The following is a 19,364-nucleotide window of genomic DNA, read 5'->3' as shown; positions in this document are numbered from 1 at the left end:
CTCAACCGGCAACCCCGCTCGCCCGCTCGATGGCCTCGACGCGGCTGCGCATCGTCCTGCGATACCACAGTGTCCACAGCGCGAGTCCCGCGTAGATACCGTAGCCGATAAACGGCGACACGACGAGGAAGCGTTCGATCGGCCACGTCAGCGCCATCCACGCGCGTAGCGCGGTTTCGGCGGTCAGCCCGATGCCCCACACGAGCGTCATGGTTCGCATCGCGGTGGCGAGACCGGGGCGCTCGCGCCATAGCGCCTCGAAATGCGCGGCGCCGCCTTCCATTTCGCGCGCGACCGTCGCGCGCGCGAGGTAGAAGATCAGAGGACGACGCATCGGCAGCGACAGCAGGAACACGACGCCGACCGCGCCGGACACCAGCGACTCGCGCAACAGCAGCATGCGCGGACTGCCCCCGAGCGCCATGGCCGCGACCGACAGCACGATGCCCGCCACCACCATCACGCTGAGCGCATCGACGCGCCTGAAGCGCGCGAGCTCGATCGCGCTCCACACGAGCGGCGGCACGGCGGACGCGATTAGCGCGCCGGTCTCGCCGACCCGCGGCAACGCGAGCCGGTAAGCAAGCCACGGCAGCAGAAAGTTGACGGCCAGTTCGAGCACGAAACCGGGACGGATTTTCATATGAATTTACGCCGTAAGCGAAAGAACCAGTATCGATGAACCGGTCGGGCCGACGCAAATGGTTTTTTTCGTAGCGTTCGCGAGCCGGTGGCGCCGGTGGCGCCGGGCGCCGCACCGGGCGCTCCGCCGCCTTCCCGCGAGTTCGGGCATTTCGCGTCGAGCGCTTGTACACTGACGCATCTTCCTTCCCGACCACCCATGACATCCCGCTATCCGGTCCCGCCCAACGAAATCGAATTGACCGCCGTGCGCGCGCAGGGGGCGGGTGGTCAGAACGTCAACAAGGTGTCGAGCGCGATCCATCTGCGTTTCGACGTGCGCGCCTCGTCGCTGCCGGAAGTGCTGAAGATGCGTCTGCTCGCGCTGTCCGACCACCGGCTCACGCGCGACGGCGTCGTGATCATCAAGGCGCAGGAGCATCGGACCCAGGAGATGAACCGCGCGGCGGCGCTCGCGCGGCTCGATGAACTGATCGAAAGCGTCAGCGTGACCCGCAAGCATCGGGTCGCGACGCGGCCGACCCGCGCGTCGAACCTGCAGCGGCTCGACAGTAAGGCCAGGCGCAGCGAGGTCAAGTCGGGGCGCGGCCGCATGCACGAGTAGCGGCGTGGGTCGCTAACGTCTCGCGCCGCGTCTGCCGGTGCGCACATCCGGCGGCGACGCCTCCGGCACGAAGTCGACGCACAGCACGTGCGTGCCGTCGCGCTCGAACGCGATCGCCGCGGTGTAGCAGTCCTGACCATCGGCGAGCGAATAATGCGGCCCCATCATCGCGACGCGGCCTGGCGCCGCGAGCGCGTGCCGGAAATACGCGCGACGCGACCAGTTGCTGCGCGTCTCCGTATAGAGCGGCGCGAGCCGCTTCGGAGGCGGCGGGACCGACGCCGCCGTCACCGAAGGCTGGGTCTGCTCGCCCAGGCCGTCGGTGAGGAACACGCGGCGCGCTTCGGGCAGATGCCAGACCTTTTGCGCGGCCTGTTCGAGGTCACCGGTCGCCTTGTAGGTGTCGGCGGCGGCCAGCACCGCTTCCGCGAAGCCCTCGAACCCGAGCCGCTGGTGGCCGGCGTTCGCACGCTCGTATTCGGCGAACTTGCTCCAGATCGACGCGACGAGCTCAGGCACCTTCGTGCAGGCGGCCAGCACGCTGCTCTTTGGCTGACCGAACCAGAACCCCTGCACGAAATCGACGTCGGCCTGCATCAGGATCATCAGCTCTTCATCGGTTTCGACCCCTTCGGCGAGCACGAGCGTGCCCGACTGATGGAGCATCGCGATCAGATGGCTGATCATCGATTCGTCGCCCTCGCGCTTGCCCGCGCGCGCGACGAGCGAACGGTCGAGTTTGACGATGTCGGGGCGGAAGCGCCACACGCGATCGAAGTTCGAGAAGCCGGTACCGAAGTCGTCGATCGCGATCAGAAAATCGCGCGGCTGCGAGGCGGCGAGCATGCTGGCGACGGCGGATTCATCGTCGGCGGGCTGCTCGAGCACTTCGATCACGATGCGCTCCTGCGGCAGCCCGAAATGCGCGGACAACTCGTCGATGAAAGCGCGCTGCGGCCAGCCGGTTTCGAACACCTGCGGGCGCGTGTTCAGAAACAGCCACCCGGTGCTGATGCCTTGCTCCATGAAGTTCGCCACATGCAGGCAGCGCGCGATGCGATCGAGTTCGCGCGCTTCGGCGGCCGAGCGCGTGCCGGAGAACAATACTTCGGGCGAGACGGGCAGACCGACCGGATCGAACGCGCGCAACAGCCCCTCGTAGCCGACCACGCACTGATGCGTGACCGACAGCACCGGCTGGAACACGCTGTGCAATGTCAACGCGCGCCAGGTCGCGGTCCAGCCCGACTCGCCGCGGACCAGGTGCGGGAGCAGGCCGCTCACGGTCAATTCGCTGACGGATGGCATAGAAGCGGGCATGAAAGCTGACATGGGATCGTTGCGGCAAGGGAATGAAGGGGCGCGCAAACCCATTCGGCGCGTAGCGCTCGCACACCCGGAGCGTCGCCGGAACGAAACGAATGCGTCCCGCGAACACGGAGGGCGGTGCCAGCCACGCTGGACTCCGGCGAATTGGTCAAAATGAGTCTAGCAGTTCGCAGCGCGCGGCAATGTGCGGGTTATCACAAACGCATGGGCGCGAAAATTGTCTGCAAAACGACTGCCTACGGCCGTGCGGCAATCCGTTGCGGTAATGCGTCGGAGCGTCCCGCGCGCTTGCCACGCGCGACACCGATTCCCAATCGCAATGAGTTACCGTACCACGCCGAGGGTAGCAGGGCGCCCGGTGGTCGCCCGCCAAACTCCAGGCCGACGGTGCTCACGTGCTAGTGCCGCTGTAGGCGCTGATGCGGCCATTCGGGCGGCGGGCTTGGCACTGCTCTGCCGGGCGGATTCTGGCGCGACGTGCAGGAGCCGCGCCGGTTCGTGTCATTGAGCGATGGGAAAGCCAGGATGCGCTCGCGGCGCATGCGAAATCCGCGCATATCCAGGCTTATAAGAAGGCGGCCGCGGATTGGATCGAGCACGCGGAGATTCGCGTGGTGTCGAAGATCGCCTGAATTCGGGCGCGGGCGTCAGCGGCGCGCGGACACGCTGGACAGGTGGGGCGGCCCCGAGGCCGCCGGCGCGCCGTCAGCGGTCAGTGGGTTGCTTGCGGGACATCGAGAATCAGGATGATGGTCCAGTCGGCGTCGCCGTCATGGTGATACTGGCGCTCCGCGACAATGAACGGCTCCTGCTTGCCAGCCGGGCCGAGAAACAGCACGTCGCCTTCCATCGGCAGGCATTCGACAGGCGGCAGGGCGAGGTACGCTTCCTGACCGCCACGCGGCATCAGTTTTTCGATCTTGCGAGATGCTGCTTCGGTCCATTCGATATCAAGCTGGATGTTGCTCATGCTGTCCTCCGCACCAGGGTGCGCACGGGTTAGGGGATGCCGGCGGCTCGCCGGTCGGTGCGCGACTTTAGCATACAGAGAGCAGAGCGCCGGCGGCTTGCCGGGCCGGTGCGCGCTCGGAGTGCCTTGCCAACAGCGAGCGGGTCGCACAAATAAAAAAAGCCGAAACCGGCGCTGCCAGCTTCGGCTTTTTCACCTTCACGAGGAGGCCGCGAGGCGAGATCCGCGAAGTCGTTCAGGTGCCCGACGCGTCGGCACCCTTCTTCGGATGATGCGGAGCCATCTTGTGATGCTTGGCCGGCGCGGCCGGTGCGCTTCCCATCGACTGCTCGCGGTTTTGCAAATCTTGCGCACGCTGCTCGACGTCGGCGGCCTTCGCCGGATCGGTGCTCGTCGTGATGCCGTTGTCCTGCGCGTGAGCCGCGCCGGCTGCGGCACACAAGGAAACCAGGATCGCCATGGACACTTTCTTCATCGTTACCTCCGTAGAATGGTGGTGGACCCGAGTATTGCCTGTCCAGTGGGAAAGACAATGCATTCTATCGAGCAAACTCTTCTCTAGCCGATGGCTTTGTAACCGTGCTCAACACTTGTTACGTTTTGTAATAACTGGACGCTGGTCGAATAAACCGCGAGGTCCTCGAGTGCCAGAGCGCAGCGGCCTACATCGTTCGTTAGAACCAGCCGATCGCGCGATACAGGTGAAATTGCGCGAGGCCGATCAGCTCATGCAACGCTATCTCCGCGGCCACGAGATTGGCGAAGCGCGGCAGCACGCCGATCCGCGCGCGCCGCGCGCTCGAAATCTGCGGCTGCGGCTCGACGCCGAAGCGCTGAAAATCGAGCAGCGCACGCGGCATCTGATACGCGGAGGTGACGAGTATCAACGTGTCGTAATGTGATTGACCGACAATAGCCGAGACGTTGCGCGCGTTCTCATAGGTCGTGCGGCTGCTTTGTTCGAGCACGATGTCCGAGCGCGCCACCTGCTGACGCAGCAGATAGGGCAGGTAGGTGTCGGCTTCGGTCGCGCTATGCCGCTGCGGATTGCCGCCGCTGACGATCACCCGGCACGTGCTCGCCGTGCGCTTGCAGGCCGCGTAGTTCTGCGCGCTGACCTCGATGCGCGAGAGTACGTCGCGCGGTGGCACCAGCACATGGTCGTGGTCGTAGACCGTGCCGCCGCCGAGCAGGATGATCGCGGTGCGTGGCGCGAAGGTGGCGGCCGTGGCGCTCTGTCGTTGCGGCTGCGCCAGATCGAGCAGTGGCGCGGTTAGCCAGCCGGCCGCGAGCAGCCAGAACAGCGCGATCATGCAGAAGATGAGCGGCCGGCGCGCACGTTTCCATAGCACGATTGCTGCAAAAAAAAGCGCTAATAAAGTGAATAGAATCAATTTAAATGGGGTAACGTATGTCTTTCGGGACAAATCCACGGGCCTGCCATCGCGCCGCGGCGGTTGCATCGTCGGTTCATGGAGAGAACGCTAACATGCCGTTCTGACGGGGGTTCCGAAAACGAGACCAGGCAGCACCTGGCGGAAATCCGCCGTCAGACAGGCGGCGAGCTTCCGACCAGGCGCGGGTGCTACGCGCGTCGCCGGTGGCGCAGTGACGCGTGGGCATGAATGTGTCATAGCTGCACTTTAAGAAAGAAGTGAGATGACCACGTATTCCAACGAAGCGGTACTTGAAGCGCTGCGGCGAGCGCAATATCGTCAGGTTCCCTGGGCCAGAAGGCCGGGTGTCTTCCAATATCTTCGCGCGCTGGGGCTGATGGACACCGTTCGTCAGCGAACCGTCGCACCGGCGCCAGGCTTTCATGCTCCCGTCGACATCGCGGTGCTCACCGAACGGGGCAAAGCGGAGTTTGCGCGGCTCGAGCACGACGAGCGTCTGCTCACATGGACAGCGCAACGCATGAACGATTATGTTCTCGGCGCGGCCGAACCGCAGTCCGCCGCGACAGCCGAAGTCAGATCTTAGCTCCAGGTTCATCGCTTACCTGAACTGAGTCACTGTCCGCCCGGGCCTGTCGCCCCTCGGCGGGCCGTCGCTGACGTCGACCGGTCGCCGTGCGCGTCCGCGGGCGAATCTCGGCTTCCCATCGACAAGGCGGCGACGCGATCCGCGCAGGTCGTTGCCGTTGCGCGCCTTTCATGCCATCAACGCCTCGAGGGCGAAAAAAAGCCCGTATCACGAAGATACGGGCATACCGGAATTACTACTGCCACGCTGTGCTAATGGCGTTGAGTCAGACTGGTGCCGCGTCCGGTGGTTCCCCGATCGTAAGTGCGCAATGCAAGATAGTGGGCACCGCGTCGTGCGACGCGCCGTCGGAGCGACGACTTGGCAAATCAACGCCGCCGCTGATCCTCACGCGGCGCATCGGGCCGAGCCCGCACATTGCTGGCGATATCGCCGCGCAGATCGCCACGCGGCGTCGGCGGCGTGAAGTCGCGATTATGGGCCTCGCTCTGCTGCCACGCTTCCAGCGTGGCTTGGCGGTCCGGGCGCCAGTTCCACCCTTGCGGGCGTTGTTGCGCAATTGCGGGCGCGGCCATCGATGAAATCACAATGCCGCACAACACCAGTGACATTGGTTTCATTCCGAAATCCCCCTCAACCTCGAGCCCCTCGACTCAAGGCCTGTTTGCATAAGTATTAACGTATGCCGGAGGACGAAAGCACGCTGTAATTAATAGTAAATGGATGTTTCACCCGGAGCTATCGGGTAGTTTGGCAGTCTGAGGCAGCGCGCAAGGAGCGCTGTGGCGGTTGTGCGGGAGGCGCGACGAAGGGGCGCGCGAAGCGGAGAAGACAGCGTCTCGCGGCGACCGTCAAATGCTGGCGGGTCGTGGGCGCGCACGCAATCGTGGAAAAGTGGCTGGATAAAAAACCGGGCGCCTACAGGCGCCCGGTGACCGCGTAGTTTAGCGTCAGGCCATCTTGACCGGCGCGCGCCACGATTCCGGATTGGTCCAGAACGCGCCGCGTAGGCGGTCGCGGCTCGGCGGTGCCGGCGGTTTCGCGGCCGTTGCGCCGATCCGGCCGCGCAGCGAGATTTCGCGGCCGCTCGTGCCAAGCCGTTTCACAATTTCAGCGAGCGTGCCATCGGCTTGCCACTCGTCGAAGCGCCGGCGGCAAGTCGGGGGGGACGGGTAGCGGCCCGGCAACTTGGACCAGCCTTCGCCTGTCGACAACACCCAAAGCACGGCGTTGACCACCGCCCGAGCTTCCACGCGCGGTCGACCACGCCGTTCGCTGCGCGCCGGCTCGGCGCAGAACAAAGCCTCGACCAGCGCCCATTCGTTATCTCTCAAATCGTCGAACAGCATCATGTTTCACCTCAGCGAAGCTAACTCCGGTGCGCTGCCCCGCGCCGCGCACTCTTCACGCACTCGATAGGCGAGTGCCAAAGGGGACGGGCTTGCCACGGATTGCCATCGGAAATCATGGCGCCCTCCCTGTGCGTTTCACAACGCACGAAGTGTGCCAATCTGCTGCCGATTGCCTGAAAGCCCCGTAGCGGCGGGCCAACGCGGGCGCCAGCCAGGGCCGTATAAGAATCCAAAAAACCCATCTCGCAAATCGGGACAATCACCAATCTGGGGCAGAAAAGCCCGACCGGCGTGCGTTCGCGCTTTTTTGCTGCATTGCAGCGGCCGCGTGGACGGTGCTTTGCCGCATGTATTTGGTCGTACAATGCGCATCAAGCTGCGCTATTGATGAGGTAAACAAATGAATGTGACGCTGCGACAGCTCAGGGTTTTCATCGAGGTGGCGCGCTTGCAAAGCTTCAGTCGGGCCGGCGCCGAAATCGGCCTCACGCAGTCGGCGGTCAGTCGCTGCGTACGCGAGCTCGAAAGCGAGATCGGCCTGAAGCTCATCGATCGCACGACGCGCGAAGTGCAACTAACCGACGTAGGCGGCAACCTCGTGGCGAGTGTGTCGCGACTGCTGGGGGATCTCGACGACGCGTTGCGCGAGATCCGCGAAATCGGCGAGCAGCGCCGCGGACGCGTGGTGGTCGCGGCGAGCCCGACCGTCGCGTGCCGGCTGATGCCGCGCGTAGTCGCGTCGTGCGGACAGCAGTTTCCTTATGTGACGCTTGGGCTGCGCGACGACGTGCAAAGCGACGTAGTGCGCAAGGTGAAGTCGGGTGAAGTGGACTTCGGCGTGATCATCGGCCCGTTCTCCGACGACGATCTGCTCAGCGAGACGCTGATGACGGACTCGTTCTGCATCGTGTCGCGTGACGATCACCGGCTCGCCGCGCGCAAGCAGGTTACGTGGAAGGACCTCGACGGCGAGCAACTCGTGATGCTCGATTATGCGTCCGGCAGCCGCCCCCTCATCGATGCCGTGATGCAGGCGCAGGGCGTGAACGCCACCGTGGTGCAGGAACTCGGCCATTCGGCGACGGTGTTCGGGCTCGTCGAGGCGGGCGTCGGGATCAGCGTGCTGCCGTGGCTCGCGCTGCCGCTGCCGGCGGGGGCGTCGCTGGTCGCGCGTCCGCTGGTGCCGCGCGCGGAACGCCTCGTCGAACTGGTGCGGCGGCGCGACCGGTCGCTGTCGCCCGCGGCCGAGGCGGTGTGGAATCTGATCCGCCAGTTGCCGGCCCGGGCCGAGGAGTTGAATTAACGGGCGGGATCGCGTGCGATCCGTTCGACTGGTGGATCGGCGCCGGGCGCGGCCCGCCGCCCACACGCCGCCTGCCGCTACTCGCTGCGCCGCTGTCCGGTTACCCGGCGCGCTAAACTACCATCTTCATCGCGCACGCCTTCGCGGTTGCGCTTCGAGCCTCTTATCCTTCACCCACCCGGAAGCCTCGATGAGCGAATTGGACCTGCCCGTGCCCTCCATCCCGAATGCGCGCGACGCCGTACGCGCGCTGCGTCCATCGCAAATCCGTGAAGTCGCGAACGCCGGTTTCGGCGTCGACGACGTACTGCCGTTCTGGTTCGGCGAGTCCGATCGCGTCACTCCCGCATTCATTCGCGACGCCGCGAGCGCCGCGCTCGCCGCCGGCGCGACGTTTTACACGCACAATCTCGGCATCGCGCCATTGCGCGCAGCACTTGCGGGCTACGTCAGCGAGTTGCACGGGGCGACGTCGCCCGAGCACGTCGCGGTCACGAGCGCGGGCGTCAACGCGCTGATGCTCGCCGCGCAGCTGGTGGTCGGCGGCGGCGACCGCGTCGTCGCGGTGACGCCGCTATGGCCGAATCTGGTCGAAATCCCGAAGATTCTCGGCTCGCATGTCGAAACCGTCGCGCTCGGCTACGGCGAACGCGGCTGGGAGCTCGACGTCGGACGATTGCTGACCGCGCTGACGCCTGACACGAAGATGCTGATGATCAACTCGCCGAACAACCCGACCGGCTGGGTGATGAATCGCGACGACCAGCGCAGCGTGCTCGAACACTGCCGGCGGCACGGCATCTGGATCGTCGCGGACGAGGTCTATGAGCGGCTCTACTATCCCGGCGATGACGCCGCCCAGGCGGCCGGTGTGCGCACCGCGCCATCGTTTCTCGACCTCGCGACACGCGACGAACGCGTGATCTGCGTGAATTCGTTCTCGAAAGCCTGGCTGATGACGGGGTGGCGGCTCGGCTGGATCGTCGCGCCGACCGCGTTGATGGACGACCTGGCGAAGCTGGTCGAGTACAACACGTCGTGCGCGCCGTCGTTCGTGCAGCAGGCGGGCATCGCGGCGCTCCAGCAGGGCGAGCGTTTTACGCAGCAGTTGGTGCGTGACCTGAGGACATCGCGCGATCATCTGGTGCGCGCGCTGTCGGCGGTTCCCGGCGTCGATGTGAAGGCCCCGCTGGGCGCGATGTATCTGTTCTTCTCGATGCCGGGCTCGACGCGCAGTCTCGATTTGTGCAAGGCGATGGTGCGGGAGGTCGGGCTCGGCGTGGCACCGGGCAGCGCGTTCGGGCCGCAGGGCGAGGGGTTCGTGCGCTGGTGCTATGCGTGCGATACGGTGCGGCTCGATGCCGGCGTCGAGCGCTTGACGCGGTTTCTGGCGCGCCACGCCGGCGCCTGATCATGCGGCCTCGTACGCCCCCCCGCTTCGTGTTGACGCACCGCGAGCGGCGAAAAGCCGCGAATCGTGAGAATCTTCTTGCTGTCGACTCGACTCGACTCGACTCGACCCGGGCGGGCGCGCCTACACCGGTCGGCGCCGCAGCAGAAGATGCACGGCAGATCGCGGCTTTACGCCCCGGTCGTTTTTGCGTAATATGGCGCTCAGTCACGCGATTCCTTTCAGGAATATCGCCGCTCCGTCCGGCTGGGTCTGGCTCGATAAGTCTGTTCGCCACCTCCCGGTGCGTGCTCCCATCAATATGACCGATCAGAATCGGGCGAGCGCGTCTTCAGTTCCACATCGTCTGTTTGATCCGGTTCTTTGACCACAGGGTCTGACCTAGCTGCATGAATACCCAAGAGGCGAAGATCGTCCTCGAGACTGCCTTGATCTGCGCGCAGGAGCCGTTAAAGCTCGGCGAATTGCGCAAGCTCTTTGCCGACGGCGTGTCGGCGGACACTGTTCGGACCTTGCTCGAAGACCTGAAGCGGGACTGGTCTGGGCGCGGTGTGGAGCTGGTCGGGCTGGCGTCGGGCTGGCGGTTTCAAAGCAAGCCCGCGATGCGTTCGTACCTGGATCGGCTGCATCCGGAAAAACCGCCGAAATATTCGCGCGCGGTGCTCGAAACGCTCGCGATCATTGCCTACCGGCAACCGGTGACACGGGGCGATATCGAAGAAATTCGCGGTGTGACGGTGAATACGCAGGTCGTCAAGCAGCTCGAGGATCGCGGCTGGATCGAGGTGATCGGTCATCGCGACGTGCCGGGGCGTCCGGCGCTGTATGCGACCACGCGCCAGTTCCTCGACGACCTTGGTCTAACGGCGCTTGACGAGTTGCCTCCGCTTGCCGATCCGTCCGCACAACTGAACGCGGATCTGCTGGGTCAGCACGCGATCGAGTTTGCCGAGGGCGACGCGCAAAGCATGCAGCAGCCGGTGCAGGATGCCGGGCACGACATCGCAGGTGAGGCTGGCGAGCCGGCTCCGCCGGAAGCGGCGCAGCACGCTGCGTCGGGATTTGAAGCAGCGCCGCCCGAGACGGTAGCCGAGTCGACGCTCGAACCGGAGCCCCGTGCGGAAGCGACCGGGCAGGCCGGCACGTCGAGTGCGTCAGACGCGTCGAGCGCGCCGCACGACATGCAACAACAGCCCGAACCGGCACCCGCGGCAGCGCATGCCAGCGTCGCCGGCTCGGCACAGCATTACGATCCGGTCGCCCAGACCGATCCGGCAACACCCGCGCACGGCTCGGGCGCAGCTCGCAATACGGAGCACGCCGCCGAGCCGAACCCGATCGAGGCGGCGCGCGACGATCCCGAGGATCGCCGCGATGCCGCACAGGACGCAGGTTTTCTGACCGACGACGAAACCGAGTCGCGCAGCGCCTGACGTAACCGAACTTTTTTGCCGCGCCCGCAACGGGCGCGCGCGACCTGACATTTTGAGGTTGTTTTGACACATACCCACGACACCGATTCGTCCGAATCCGAGCGCCCCGTGCCGTCGGCGCGGACCGACGAACGCACTACGCAAGCGGCGACAGGCGAGGGCGAGCGCCCGGCTCATGGCGCGGAAGCAGAGGGCGAAGAGCGCCCCCGCCGCGGTCTGCGTCGCGGGCCGCGCAGCCTGATCGCGCGACGCCGCGCCGGCGCGAAGACGAAGGCAGCCGAGGGCGCGCCCGCGCAAGGCGCGCCGGTCGTCGCCGAAACGCCGCCGGACGGCGAGGTCGTCGCCCAGGTGCGCACGCCGCGCAAGGACGCGGGCGCGAAACAGGGCGGGCGTCGTAACGCTGGCGGTGCGAAGCGCGAGGGCGCATCACGCGAAGACCAGCGCGAACGTCAGCCGCGCGAAGGTCAACGTGAGGGCCAGCGCCAGAATCGCCGCGGCGCCGATGCGGCCGCGGAGTCAGCTCAGGACGATCTGTTCTCATACGTGACGTCGCCCGCATTCGATGCCGACAACACCACGACTGGCGGCGTACGCGCGCCGATGCTGCGCCATGGCAAGGCAGCGGCCCCGAAGCGCGTGCTGTCGCCCGATGACGACGCGCCGAAGCTGCACAAGGTGCTCGCCGAGGCGGGCATGGGCTCGCGTCGCGACATGGAAGAGCTGATCATCGCCGGCCGCGTGTCGGTGAACGGCGAACCGGCGCACATCGGCCAGCGCATCATGCCGACCGACCAGGTCCGCATCAACGGCAAGCCGGTCAAGCGCAAGGTCGCCGGCAAGCCGCCGCGCGTGCTGCTGTACCACAAACCGACCGGCGAAATCGTCAGCCACGCGGACCCGGAAGGCCGTCCATCGGTGTTCGACAAGCTGCCACCGATGAAAACCGCCAAGTGGGTCGCGGTCGGGCGTCTCGACTTCAACACTGAAGGTCTGCTGATGCTGACCACCTCGGGCGATCTCGCGAACCGGTTCATGCATCCGCGTTATAGCGTCGAGCGCGAATACGCGGTGCGTGTCGTCGGCGAACTCGCCGAGGGTATGCGTCAGAAGCTGCTAAACGGCGTCGAACTCGAGGACGGCCCGGCGAATTTCTTGCGCATCCGCGACGGCGGCGGCGAAGGCACGAATCACTGGTACCACGTCGCGCTCGCCGAAGGGCGGAATCGCGAAGTACGCCGCATGTTCGAAGCGGCCGGCCTGATGGTCAGCCGGCTGATCCGTACGCGCCACGGCCCGATCTCCCTGCCGCGTGGTCTGAAGCGCGGCCGCTGGGAAGAACTCGAGGACAATCAGGTGCGCGCACTGATGGCATCGGTCGGCCTGAAGGCGCCGACTGAGGAGCGCGGTAGCCGCAATGCGGCGCCGGAGCGTCGTCAGCCGGATCCGATGCAGACGTCGATGGGCTTTATCAACCGCGAGCCGGTGTTGATGTCGCACAGCCGCTTCGAGCAGCAGCCGCGCGGACAGGGTCGCCGTGGCGCGGCGGGCGGTGGCTTCGGCGCGGGCATGGGGGGCGGCACTGGTTCTGGTGTCGGTGTGGGCAATCGTGGCGCCGGGGGGCAGCGCGGCCGCGACGTCGACGGCAATCGCGCGTCGTCGCCCAACGGCAACCGTGCGCGCACTGGCGGCAAGCGTGCCGGCGCGTCCGGCGACAGCGGCGGCAATCGCGGGCCGGGCGGCAATCGTGGCGGCAACGCCAACCGTGTCGGCGGCAACGCGGGTTCGGGCGGCGCGAATCGTGGCGGCGGCACGGCGCGCGGTCGCTCGCGCGGCCGTTGAGCGGAGCGCTGTACCGCGTTTGAGGGGTGGCCGTTGAACGGCCATACCCTTTGGTGCAGTTCGCATGACCTGCCAGGCTGATATGACTTCCGGTGTCAATCGGGATCGGGTTTTTAGTTTCTCGAATTCATGTTGCCGGAATTTCCTCAGGGCGGTGTAGCAGTACATTTCGGCGGTGGATCAAGCTGATATCCGCGGGTTGGGTACCGCACTACAGATGTCCGCCCAATGAGCCTGCCGCTATCTGGAACCGCAAGTCGGATGCAGTAGTCCGTTGCGTAGCCTGGTCGCGGCTTACTCGTCCCAAGCGAGAGTAGAAAGGCCTTCACGCGTTGCCGTGCGCGCTTCAGGTCGTCTTTGGCGCCACCCACGTCCGTGCCAGATCGCGGAACGCTTCGTCGTCGCTCGGCACGTACACCGCGGAGAGGTCACCGGCGCGCAAAGACCGCACAAGCTTGATCGCATCACGCCGCTCAGTCTTGACCCGTTCACCCGGTTTTTTCGGAATCAGCGATCGGGCGCACACGATGCACCCGAATCCCTTCTGCACGAACTGCCGGTAAAGTCCGTAGCCGCATGGACCGGCCTCGCAGACAACGCAGATGTGCCGCACTTTCGACTGCAGGCGCCTGCACAGGTGATCGATATCAGTCTGCGTCATACCGATCTTGCCCAGCAGTTCGACTTCGCCCGAGCCCGGCGCATACGCGACTGTGATCGAGTCCTTGTGTACATCGAGACGGACGCACAGCGTGCTATCGTCTTCCATGCTGGCCTCCGTGCCGGAAATCGCCGGGAGCGGCCGTGTCCGCACTGTGCTGCTCTGGCTGCAATGCTAACCCGCGCTTGATTCCTTACGGCGGGCCAGCCATTGCCTCACGGGAGTCATACTGCATACTGATTAGCAATGTCGAGTGCTTCCCGGCCGAGCCGTTTATCGTTTTTGGCGATTTTATGCCGCCTCTTGTTTGCCGCGTTCGCATGGCGTTCCGATGCGTCAAACGCCGTGCGAAACTGCGCTGAAGACCGACAGGACGCATCGCCGCAAAGTGTTGACGTAGCCCGTCCGGCTCCCCTTCCCGACGGCTCGGGCGACCTTGCAAAAGCCCGGATTTGCCGCGACATTGTCGAAAGATTCCTATCAAATCAAGCGGAAATGCGCATCGCCCCGCGTTCCGCGGATTGCGTTTGGGCCGGAAAATGGCTACAATCGCGAAGTCGCTGGGCGTACGGTTTCATGTGCGGCTCAGGTGCGACCACCGGCAATAAGATGATGGGCGTTCAGCCCATTTTTTTTTGCCGCTCAGTTCATCGTGGTTCGGCATCTCGGGTTCGCACGAACGTGCGCCGGCTTGGCGCGCGGCCCGCATTGGTTGTTTGCAGAAGAGGCGAGGCTCGCTGCGCGAACATCTAAGAGGGCACTGTGCAACTGACGGAACTGATTGAAACCACGGTCGTGGGACTCGGCTACGAGCTCGTCGATCTCGAGCGCACCGGGCGCGGCATGTTGTGTATCTATATCGACCAACCAGCCGGCATCGCAATCGAAGACTGCGAGAAAGTCACGCGTCAGCTCCAGCACGTTCTGACGGTCGAAAATATCGATTACGAGCGGCTCGAAGTATCGTCACCCGGTCTCGATCGCCCGCTGAAGAAACTGGCGGATTTTGAACGTTTCGCGGGCAGCGAAGCGGTTATCACACTGAAAAAGCCATTGGACGGTCGGAAATCGTACCGGGGCATTTTGCATGCTCCGCAAGGCGAGACGATCGGTCTGGAATTTGAAGGAAAAGAAGGGGCCGCGATGCTCGATTTCACGCTCGCGGACATGGACAAGGCGCGCCTTGTTCCGAAAGTTGACTTTAGGAGCCGCAAACAATGAGTCGCGAAGTGTTGATGCTGGTGGATGCGCTGGCACGCGAGAAGAATGTCGATAAGGACGTGGTATTTGCCGCGCTCGAAGCGGCTCTCGCTTCGGCCTCCAAGAAACTCTTCGAAGAAGATGCGGATATCCGCGTCCACATCGACCGTGAAAGCGGCGTGCACGAAACGTTTCGCCGCTGGAAGGTGGTGCCGGACGAAGCAGGTCTGCAGGAACCGGATCAGGAAATTTTGCTGTTCGAGGCGCGCGAGCAGCAGCCCGATATTCAGCTCGACGAGTTCATCGAGGAGCCGGTGCCGTCAATCGAATTCGGCCGTATCGGAGCGCAGGCCGCCAAGCAGGTGATCCTGCAGAAGGTGCGCGACGCCGAGCGCGAGCAGATCCTGAACGACTTCCTCGAGCGCGGCGAACACATCATGACCGGCTCGGTGAAGCGCCTCGACAAGGGCAACTTCATCGTCGAATCGGGCCGCGTCGAAGCGTTGCTGCGCCGCGACCAGCTGATCCCGAAAGAAAACCTTCGGGTGGGCGACCGCGTGCGCGCGTATATCGCGAAGGTCGACCGCACCGCGCGTGGTCCGCAGATCGAGCTGTCGCGTACGGCGCCGGAATTCCTGATGAAGCTGTTCGAGATGGAAGTGCCGGAAATCGAGCAGGGCCTGCTCGAGATCAAGGCGGCGGCTCGCGATCCGGGCGTGCGCGCGAAGATCGGCGTGGTGGCTTATGACAAGCGCATCGATCCGATCGGCACCTGCGTCGGTATTCGCGGCTCGCGCGTGCAGGCCGTACGCAACGAGCTCGGTGGCGAAAACGTCGACATCGTGCTATGGTCGGAAGACCCCGCCCAGTTCGTGATCGGCGCGCTCGCGCCGGCAGCCGTGCAGTCGATCGTCGTCGATGAAGAAAAGCATTCGATGGATGTCGTCGTCGACGAGAACGAACTCGCGGTCGCGATCGGCCGCAGTGGCCAGAACGTGCGGCTTGCCAGCGAGCTCACCGGCTGGCAGATCAACATCATGACGCCGGACGAATCTGCGCAGAAGCAGAATCAGGAGCGTGGCGTCCTGCGCGACCTGTTCATGGCGCGTCTCGATGTCGACGAGGAAGTCGCCGACATCCTGATCGACGAAGGCTTCACGAGCCTCGAAGAGATCGCCTACGTGCCGCTCAACGAAATGCTCGAAATCGAGGCATTCGACGAAGACACCGTTCACGAACTGCGCAACCGCTCGCGCGACGCGCTGTTGACGATGGCGATCGCGAACGAAGAAAAGGTCGAGAATGTAGCGCTCGACCTGAAGAGCCTGGACGGCATGGACGCCGACCTGCTCGCGAAACTGGCCGAACATCAGATCCAGACGCGCGACGAACTCGCCGAGCTGGCCGTGGATGAACTGGTCGAGATGACTGGGATGGGAGAGGATGCCGCTAAGGCGTTGATCATGAAAGCACGTGAACACTGGTTCCAGTGAGAAATGACCATGGCGCACTGAATTGAACGCGGCCGTCAGGCCGCATGACCCGATGCTAACCGCAAGGAATCGGTCCTTGCATTAAGAGGAATGAATGGCGAGTAACAACGTAGCCCAATTTGCCGCGGAACTGAAAATGCCTGCAGGCGTGCTGCTTGAGCAGCTGCAGGCAGCTGGCGTCACAAAAGCGAGCGAAGCCGACTCCTTGTCCGAAACGGACAAGGCGCGTCTGCTCGACCACTTGCGCAAGTCTCACGGCTCGACTGATGCAGACAAGCGCAAGATCACGCTGACGAAACGGCATACGTCGGAGATCAAGCAGTCCGATGCGACGGGCAAAGCTCGCACCATTCAGGTCGAGGTGCGCAAGAAGCGCACGTTCGTCCGCCGCGACGAGACTGTCGTGGAAGGCGGGGATGCATCGAATCATGTGGCCGAGAACGCGGACGCAGAAGATCTCGAACTGCAGCGTCGGGAGGAAGAAGCACGTCACGAAGCTGAGCTGCTCGAAAAGCAGGCGCAGGAGCTGAAGGCGCGCCAGGAACAGCTCGAGCGCGAAGAAGTCGACCGTCAGGCGCGCGAGCAGGCCGCGGAAGCCGAGCGTCAGCGCGCGGAAGAAGATGTAAAGAAGCGCGCAGCGGCTGCGGCCGAGGCGGCGGCTCGCGAGAAGGCCCAGCAGGCGGCGGCGAAAGCCGCTGCACCGGTTGCCGAGAAGGCAAACGAGCAGGACGACGAACGCGCGGCAGCGGAACGCGCCGCGCAACGCGAAGCCGCGAAGAAAGCGGAAGACGCCGCGCGTGTGGCCGCCGAAAAGGCGCGGGCCGAACAGGAAGAAATCGCCAAGCGCCGCGCGGCGGCCGAAGCCGAAGCGCGCGCGATTCGCGAAATGATGAACACGCCGCGCAAGGCGCAGGTGAAGGCGCCGGAACCGGCACCGAAGCCCGCCGAGCCGGCCAAGGCGGCCGAAGCCAAGGGCACGCTGCATAAGCCGGCGCGTCCGGCTGGTGAAGCACCGGCGCGCCCGGCAGCGAGAAAGCCGGCAACCGCCGCGACTCCGGCGCCCGCGAGCGCACCGTCGGCGGGCGACAAGAAGAAGCCGGGCGGCGGTAAGAGCGGCTGGCAGGACGACGCAGCGAAGCGCCGCGGCATCAAGACGCGCGGCGATTCGAGCGGCGGCGTCGATCGTGGCTGGCGCGGCGGTCCGAAGGGGCGTGGCAAGCATCAGGAGCAGAGCACCACGTTCCAGGCGCCGACCGAACCGATCGTGCGTGAAGTGCATGTGCCGGAAACCATCACGGTCGCGGATCTCGCGCACAAGATGGCGGTGAAGGCTTCGGAAGTCATCAAGGTGATGATGAAGCTCGGCCAGATGGTCACGATCAACCAGATGCTGGACCAGGAAACGGCGATGATCATCGTCGAGGAACTGGGCCACCATGCGCTCGCGGCGAAGCTGGACGATCCGGAAGCCATGCTGGTCGAAGGCGAAGCGAGCGACGCCGAAGCGCTGCCACGTCCGCCGGTCGTCACGGTGATGGGCCACGTCGACCACGGCAAGACCTCGCTGCTCGACTACATCCGCCGCGCGAAGGTTGCGGCAGGCGAAGCGGGCGGTATTACGCAGCACATCGGCGCCTACCACGTCGAAACGCCGCGCGGCGTGATCACGTTCCTCGACACGCCGGGTCACGAAGCCTTTACGGCAATGCGTGCCCGCGGTGCGAAGGCGACCGATATCGTGATCCTGGTGGTGGCCGCCGACGACGGCGTGATGCCGCAGACGAAGGAAGCGATCTCCCACGCGAAGGCTGGCGGCGTGCCGCTCGTCGTCGCGATCAACAAGATCGACAAGCCGGAAGCGAATCCGGAGCGCGTGAAGCAGGAGCTCGTCACGGAAGGCGTCGTGCCGGAAGAGTACGGCGGCGACTCGCCGTTCGTGCCGGTGTCGGCGAAGACCGGCGCGGGCATCGACGATCTGCTCGAAAACGTGCTGCTGCAGGCCGAGGTGCTGGAGCTGAAGGCACCGGTCGAATCGCCGGCCAAGGGTCTCGTCATCGAAGCGAAGCTTGACAAGGGTAAGGGTCCGGTCGCAACGATCCTCGTCCAGTCAGGTACGCTGAACCGCGGCGACGTCGTGCTGGCAGGCAGCGCCTACGGTCGCGTGCGTGCCATGCTCGACGAAACCGGCAAGCCGACCAAGTCCGCGGGTCCGTCGATCCCGGTCGAAATCCAGGGTCTGTCGGAAGTGCCGCAGGCTGGCGAAGAAGTAATCGTGATGCCGGACGAGCGCAAGGCGCGTGAAGTTGCGCTGTTCCGTCAGGGCAAGTTCCGCGACGTCAAGCTCGCAAAGCAGCAGGCCGCGAAGCTCGAGAACATGCTCGAGCAGATGGGCGAGGGCGAAGTGCAGTACCTGCCGCTGATCGTCAAGGCCGACGTGCAGGGTTCGCAGGAAGCGCTGGTGCAGTCGCTGCAGAAGCTCTCCACCGACGAAGTACGCGTGCAGATCGTGCACGGAGCGGTCGGCGGCATCAGCGAGTCGGACGTCAATCTCGCGACGGCGTCGAAGGCGGTCATCATCGGCTTCAACACCCGCGCGGATGCGCAGGCTCGCAAGCTCGCGGAAGCTAATGGCGTCGACATCCGCTACTACAACATCATCTACGACGCCGTGGATGACGTGAAGGCGGCAATGTCGGGCATGCTGGCGCCGGAGAAGCGCGAAGTCGTGACGGGCACGGTGGAAGTACGCCAGGTATTCAAGGTGCCGAAGGTCGGCACGGTGGCCGGCTGTATGGTCACGGACGGTTTCGTCAAGCGCTCGTCGTCGGTGCGCGTGCTGCGCAACAACGTCGTCATCTTCACGGGCGAACTCGATTCGCTCAAGCGGTTCAAGGACGATGTGAAAGAAGTCCGTCAGGGCTTCGAGTGCGGTATGTCGATCAAGAACTTCAACGATATCGTCGAAGGCGATCAGTTCGAAGTCTTCGAGGTCACCGAAGTCGCGCGTACGCTGTAATTCGCGCGGCACGGCACAACGGGCGGAACGGGCTTGACGCCCGCTCCGCCCGTTGTTTTTGAGCTCGCATTGTCGAGTTTGTTGCTGGCTTGGCTGCCGCGTTCGTCGCAAATGGACTCTCACCC

15 protein-coding genes and 3 pseudogenes are annotated in these 19,364 nt (G+C 64.7%); 10 read left to right on the top strand and 8 right to left on the bottom strand.

The features are described from left to right. Position 1: 1 nt before the first annotated feature. Positions 2-643 (bottom strand): VC0807 family protein, encoded by a 642-nt coding sequence (locus OKW38_RS12065; protein WP_090804107.1) that lies wholly within the window; start codon positions 641-643, stop codon positions 2-4. 198 nt (positions 644-841) lie between these two features. Between OKW38_RS12065 and arfB the strand changes: the two genes are divergently transcribed. After that, positions 842-1,246, top strand: coding sequence for an alternative ribosome rescue aminoacyl-tRNA hydrolase ArfB (gene arfB / locus OKW38_RS12060; protein WP_429361634.1), 405 nt, complete (start codon positions 842-844; stop codon positions 1,244-1,246). A 12-nt stretch (positions 1,247-1,258) separates the two neighbouring features. Here arfB and OKW38_RS12055 read toward each other — a convergent pair whose 3' ends face one another. Then, the gene (locus OKW38_RS12055) at positions 1,259-2,554 is read right to left on the bottom strand and encodes a sensor domain-containing phosphodiesterase (protein WP_090804110.1); all 1,296 of its coding nucleotides are present in this window, start codon (positions 2,552-2,554) and stop codon (positions 1,259-1,261) included. A gap of 492 nt (positions 2,555-3,046) precedes the next feature. Between OKW38_RS12055 and OKW38_RS12050 the strand changes: the two are divergent. Next, positions 3,047-3,207, top strand: a pseudogene (locus OKW38_RS12050) (putative quinol monooxygenase); the annotation flags it as partial. A gap of 80 nt (positions 3,208-3,287) precedes the next feature. Here the strand turns inward: OKW38_RS12050 and OKW38_RS12045 are convergent. The 3 genes from OKW38_RS12045 to OKW38_RS12035 form a co-directional block, all read right to left on the bottom strand. Beyond that, entirely contained in the window at positions 3,288-3,545 is a 258-nt protein-coding gene (locus OKW38_RS12045; RefSeq protein WP_090804111.1) for a DNA-binding protein, read from the bottom strand. A gap of 235 nt (positions 3,546-3,780) precedes the next feature. Continuing rightward, entirely contained in the window at positions 3,781-4,020 is a 240-nt protein-coding gene (locus tag OKW38_RS12040; protein WP_090804113.1) for a hypothetical protein, read from the bottom strand. Positions 4,021-4,219: 199 nt separating this feature from the next. Continuing rightward, on the bottom strand, positions 4,220-4,939 hold the full coding sequence (locus OKW38_RS12035; RefSeq protein WP_429361632.1) for a YdcF family protein: 720 nt from the start codon (positions 4,937-4,939) through the stop codon (positions 4,220-4,222). A 265-nt stretch (positions 4,940-5,204) separates the two neighbouring features. Between OKW38_RS12035 and OKW38_RS12030 the strand changes: the two genes are divergently transcribed. Next, positions 5,205-5,528 (top strand): hypothetical protein, encoded by a 324-nt coding sequence (locus OKW38_RS12030; protein ID WP_018418368.1) that lies wholly within the window; start codon positions 5,205-5,207, stop codon positions 5,526-5,528. 371 nt (positions 5,529-5,899) lie between these two features. Here the strand turns inward: OKW38_RS12030 and OKW38_RS12025 are convergent, their stop codons facing one another. Continuing rightward, a complete protein-coding gene (locus OKW38_RS12025) occupies positions 5,900-6,151 on the bottom strand; it encodes a hypothetical protein (RefSeq protein ID WP_090804114.1) in 252 nt (83 codons plus the stop codon). 333 nt (positions 6,152-6,484) lie between these two features. Then, positions 6,485-6,880: pseudogene (locus OKW38_RS12020) on the bottom strand (transposase); the annotation flags it as partial. A gap of 403 nt (positions 6,881-7,283) precedes the next feature. Here OKW38_RS12020 and OKW38_RS12015 point away from each other — a divergent pair. From OKW38_RS12015 to rluB, 4 genes are all read left to right on the top strand, one after another. Next, the gene (locus tag OKW38_RS12015; protein WP_090804116.1) at positions 7,284-8,186 is read left to right on the top strand and encodes a LysR family transcriptional regulator; all 903 of its coding nucleotides are present in this window, start codon (positions 7,284-7,286) and stop codon (positions 8,184-8,186) included. A 190-nt stretch (positions 8,187-8,376) separates the two neighbouring features. Continuing rightward, positions 8,377-9,597, top strand: coding sequence for a pyridoxal phosphate-dependent aminotransferase (locus OKW38_RS12010; protein WP_429361630.1), 1,221 nt, complete (start codon positions 8,377-8,379; stop codon positions 9,595-9,597). A gap of 389 nt (positions 9,598-9,986) precedes the next feature. After that, the gene (scpB, locus tag OKW38_RS12005; protein WP_429361628.1) at positions 9,987-11,030 is read left to right on the top strand and encodes an SMC-Scp complex subunit ScpB; all 1,044 of its coding nucleotides are present in this window, start codon (positions 9,987-9,989) and stop codon (positions 11,028-11,030) included. Between the two features lie 63 nt (positions 11,031-11,093). Beyond that, positions 11,094-12,869, top strand: a complete 1,776-nt coding sequence (gene rluB, locus OKW38_RS12000; RefSeq protein ID WP_429336241.1) for a 23S rRNA pseudouridine(2605) synthase RluB — start codon at positions 11,094-11,096, stop codon at positions 12,867-12,869. 302 nt (positions 12,870-13,171) lie between these two features. On the opposite strand, the pseudogene OKW38_RS11995 reads toward rluB, so the two are convergent. Then, a pseudogene (locus OKW38_RS11995) lies at positions 13,172-13,638 on the bottom strand (IS110 family transposase); the annotation flags it as partial. A gap of 654 nt (positions 13,639-14,292) precedes the next feature. Between OKW38_RS11995 and rimP the strand changes: the two are divergent. From rimP to infB, 3 genes are all read left to right on the top strand, one after another. Further along, positions 14,293-14,751, top strand: coding sequence for a ribosome maturation factor RimP (gene rimP, locus OKW38_RS11990; RefSeq protein ID WP_006052964.1), 459 nt, complete (start codon positions 14,293-14,295; stop codon positions 14,749-14,751). Further along, positions 14,748-16,223, top strand: coding sequence for a transcription termination factor NusA (nusA, locus tag OKW38_RS11985; RefSeq protein ID WP_090804122.1), 1,476 nt, complete (start codon positions 14,748-14,750; stop codon positions 16,221-16,223). Before rimP ends, nusA begins: the two co-directional genes overlap by 4 nt. Positions 16,224-16,317: 94 nt before the next feature. After that, entirely contained in the window at positions 16,318-19,239 is a 2,922-nt protein-coding gene (gene infB / locus OKW38_RS11980) for a translation initiation factor IF-2 (RefSeq protein WP_429336242.1), read from the top strand. Positions 19,240-19,364 lie beyond the last annotated feature (125 nt).

This window comes from Paraburkholderia sp. MM5496-R1 (genome assembly GCF_050436205.1).
GTDB lineage: Bacteria > Pseudomonadota > Gammaproteobacteria > Burkholderiales > Burkholderiaceae > Paraburkholderia > Paraburkholderia tuberum.
Note: the sequence above shows the minus strand (reverse complement) of the source record. Positions and strands in the feature narration are given on the sequence as shown.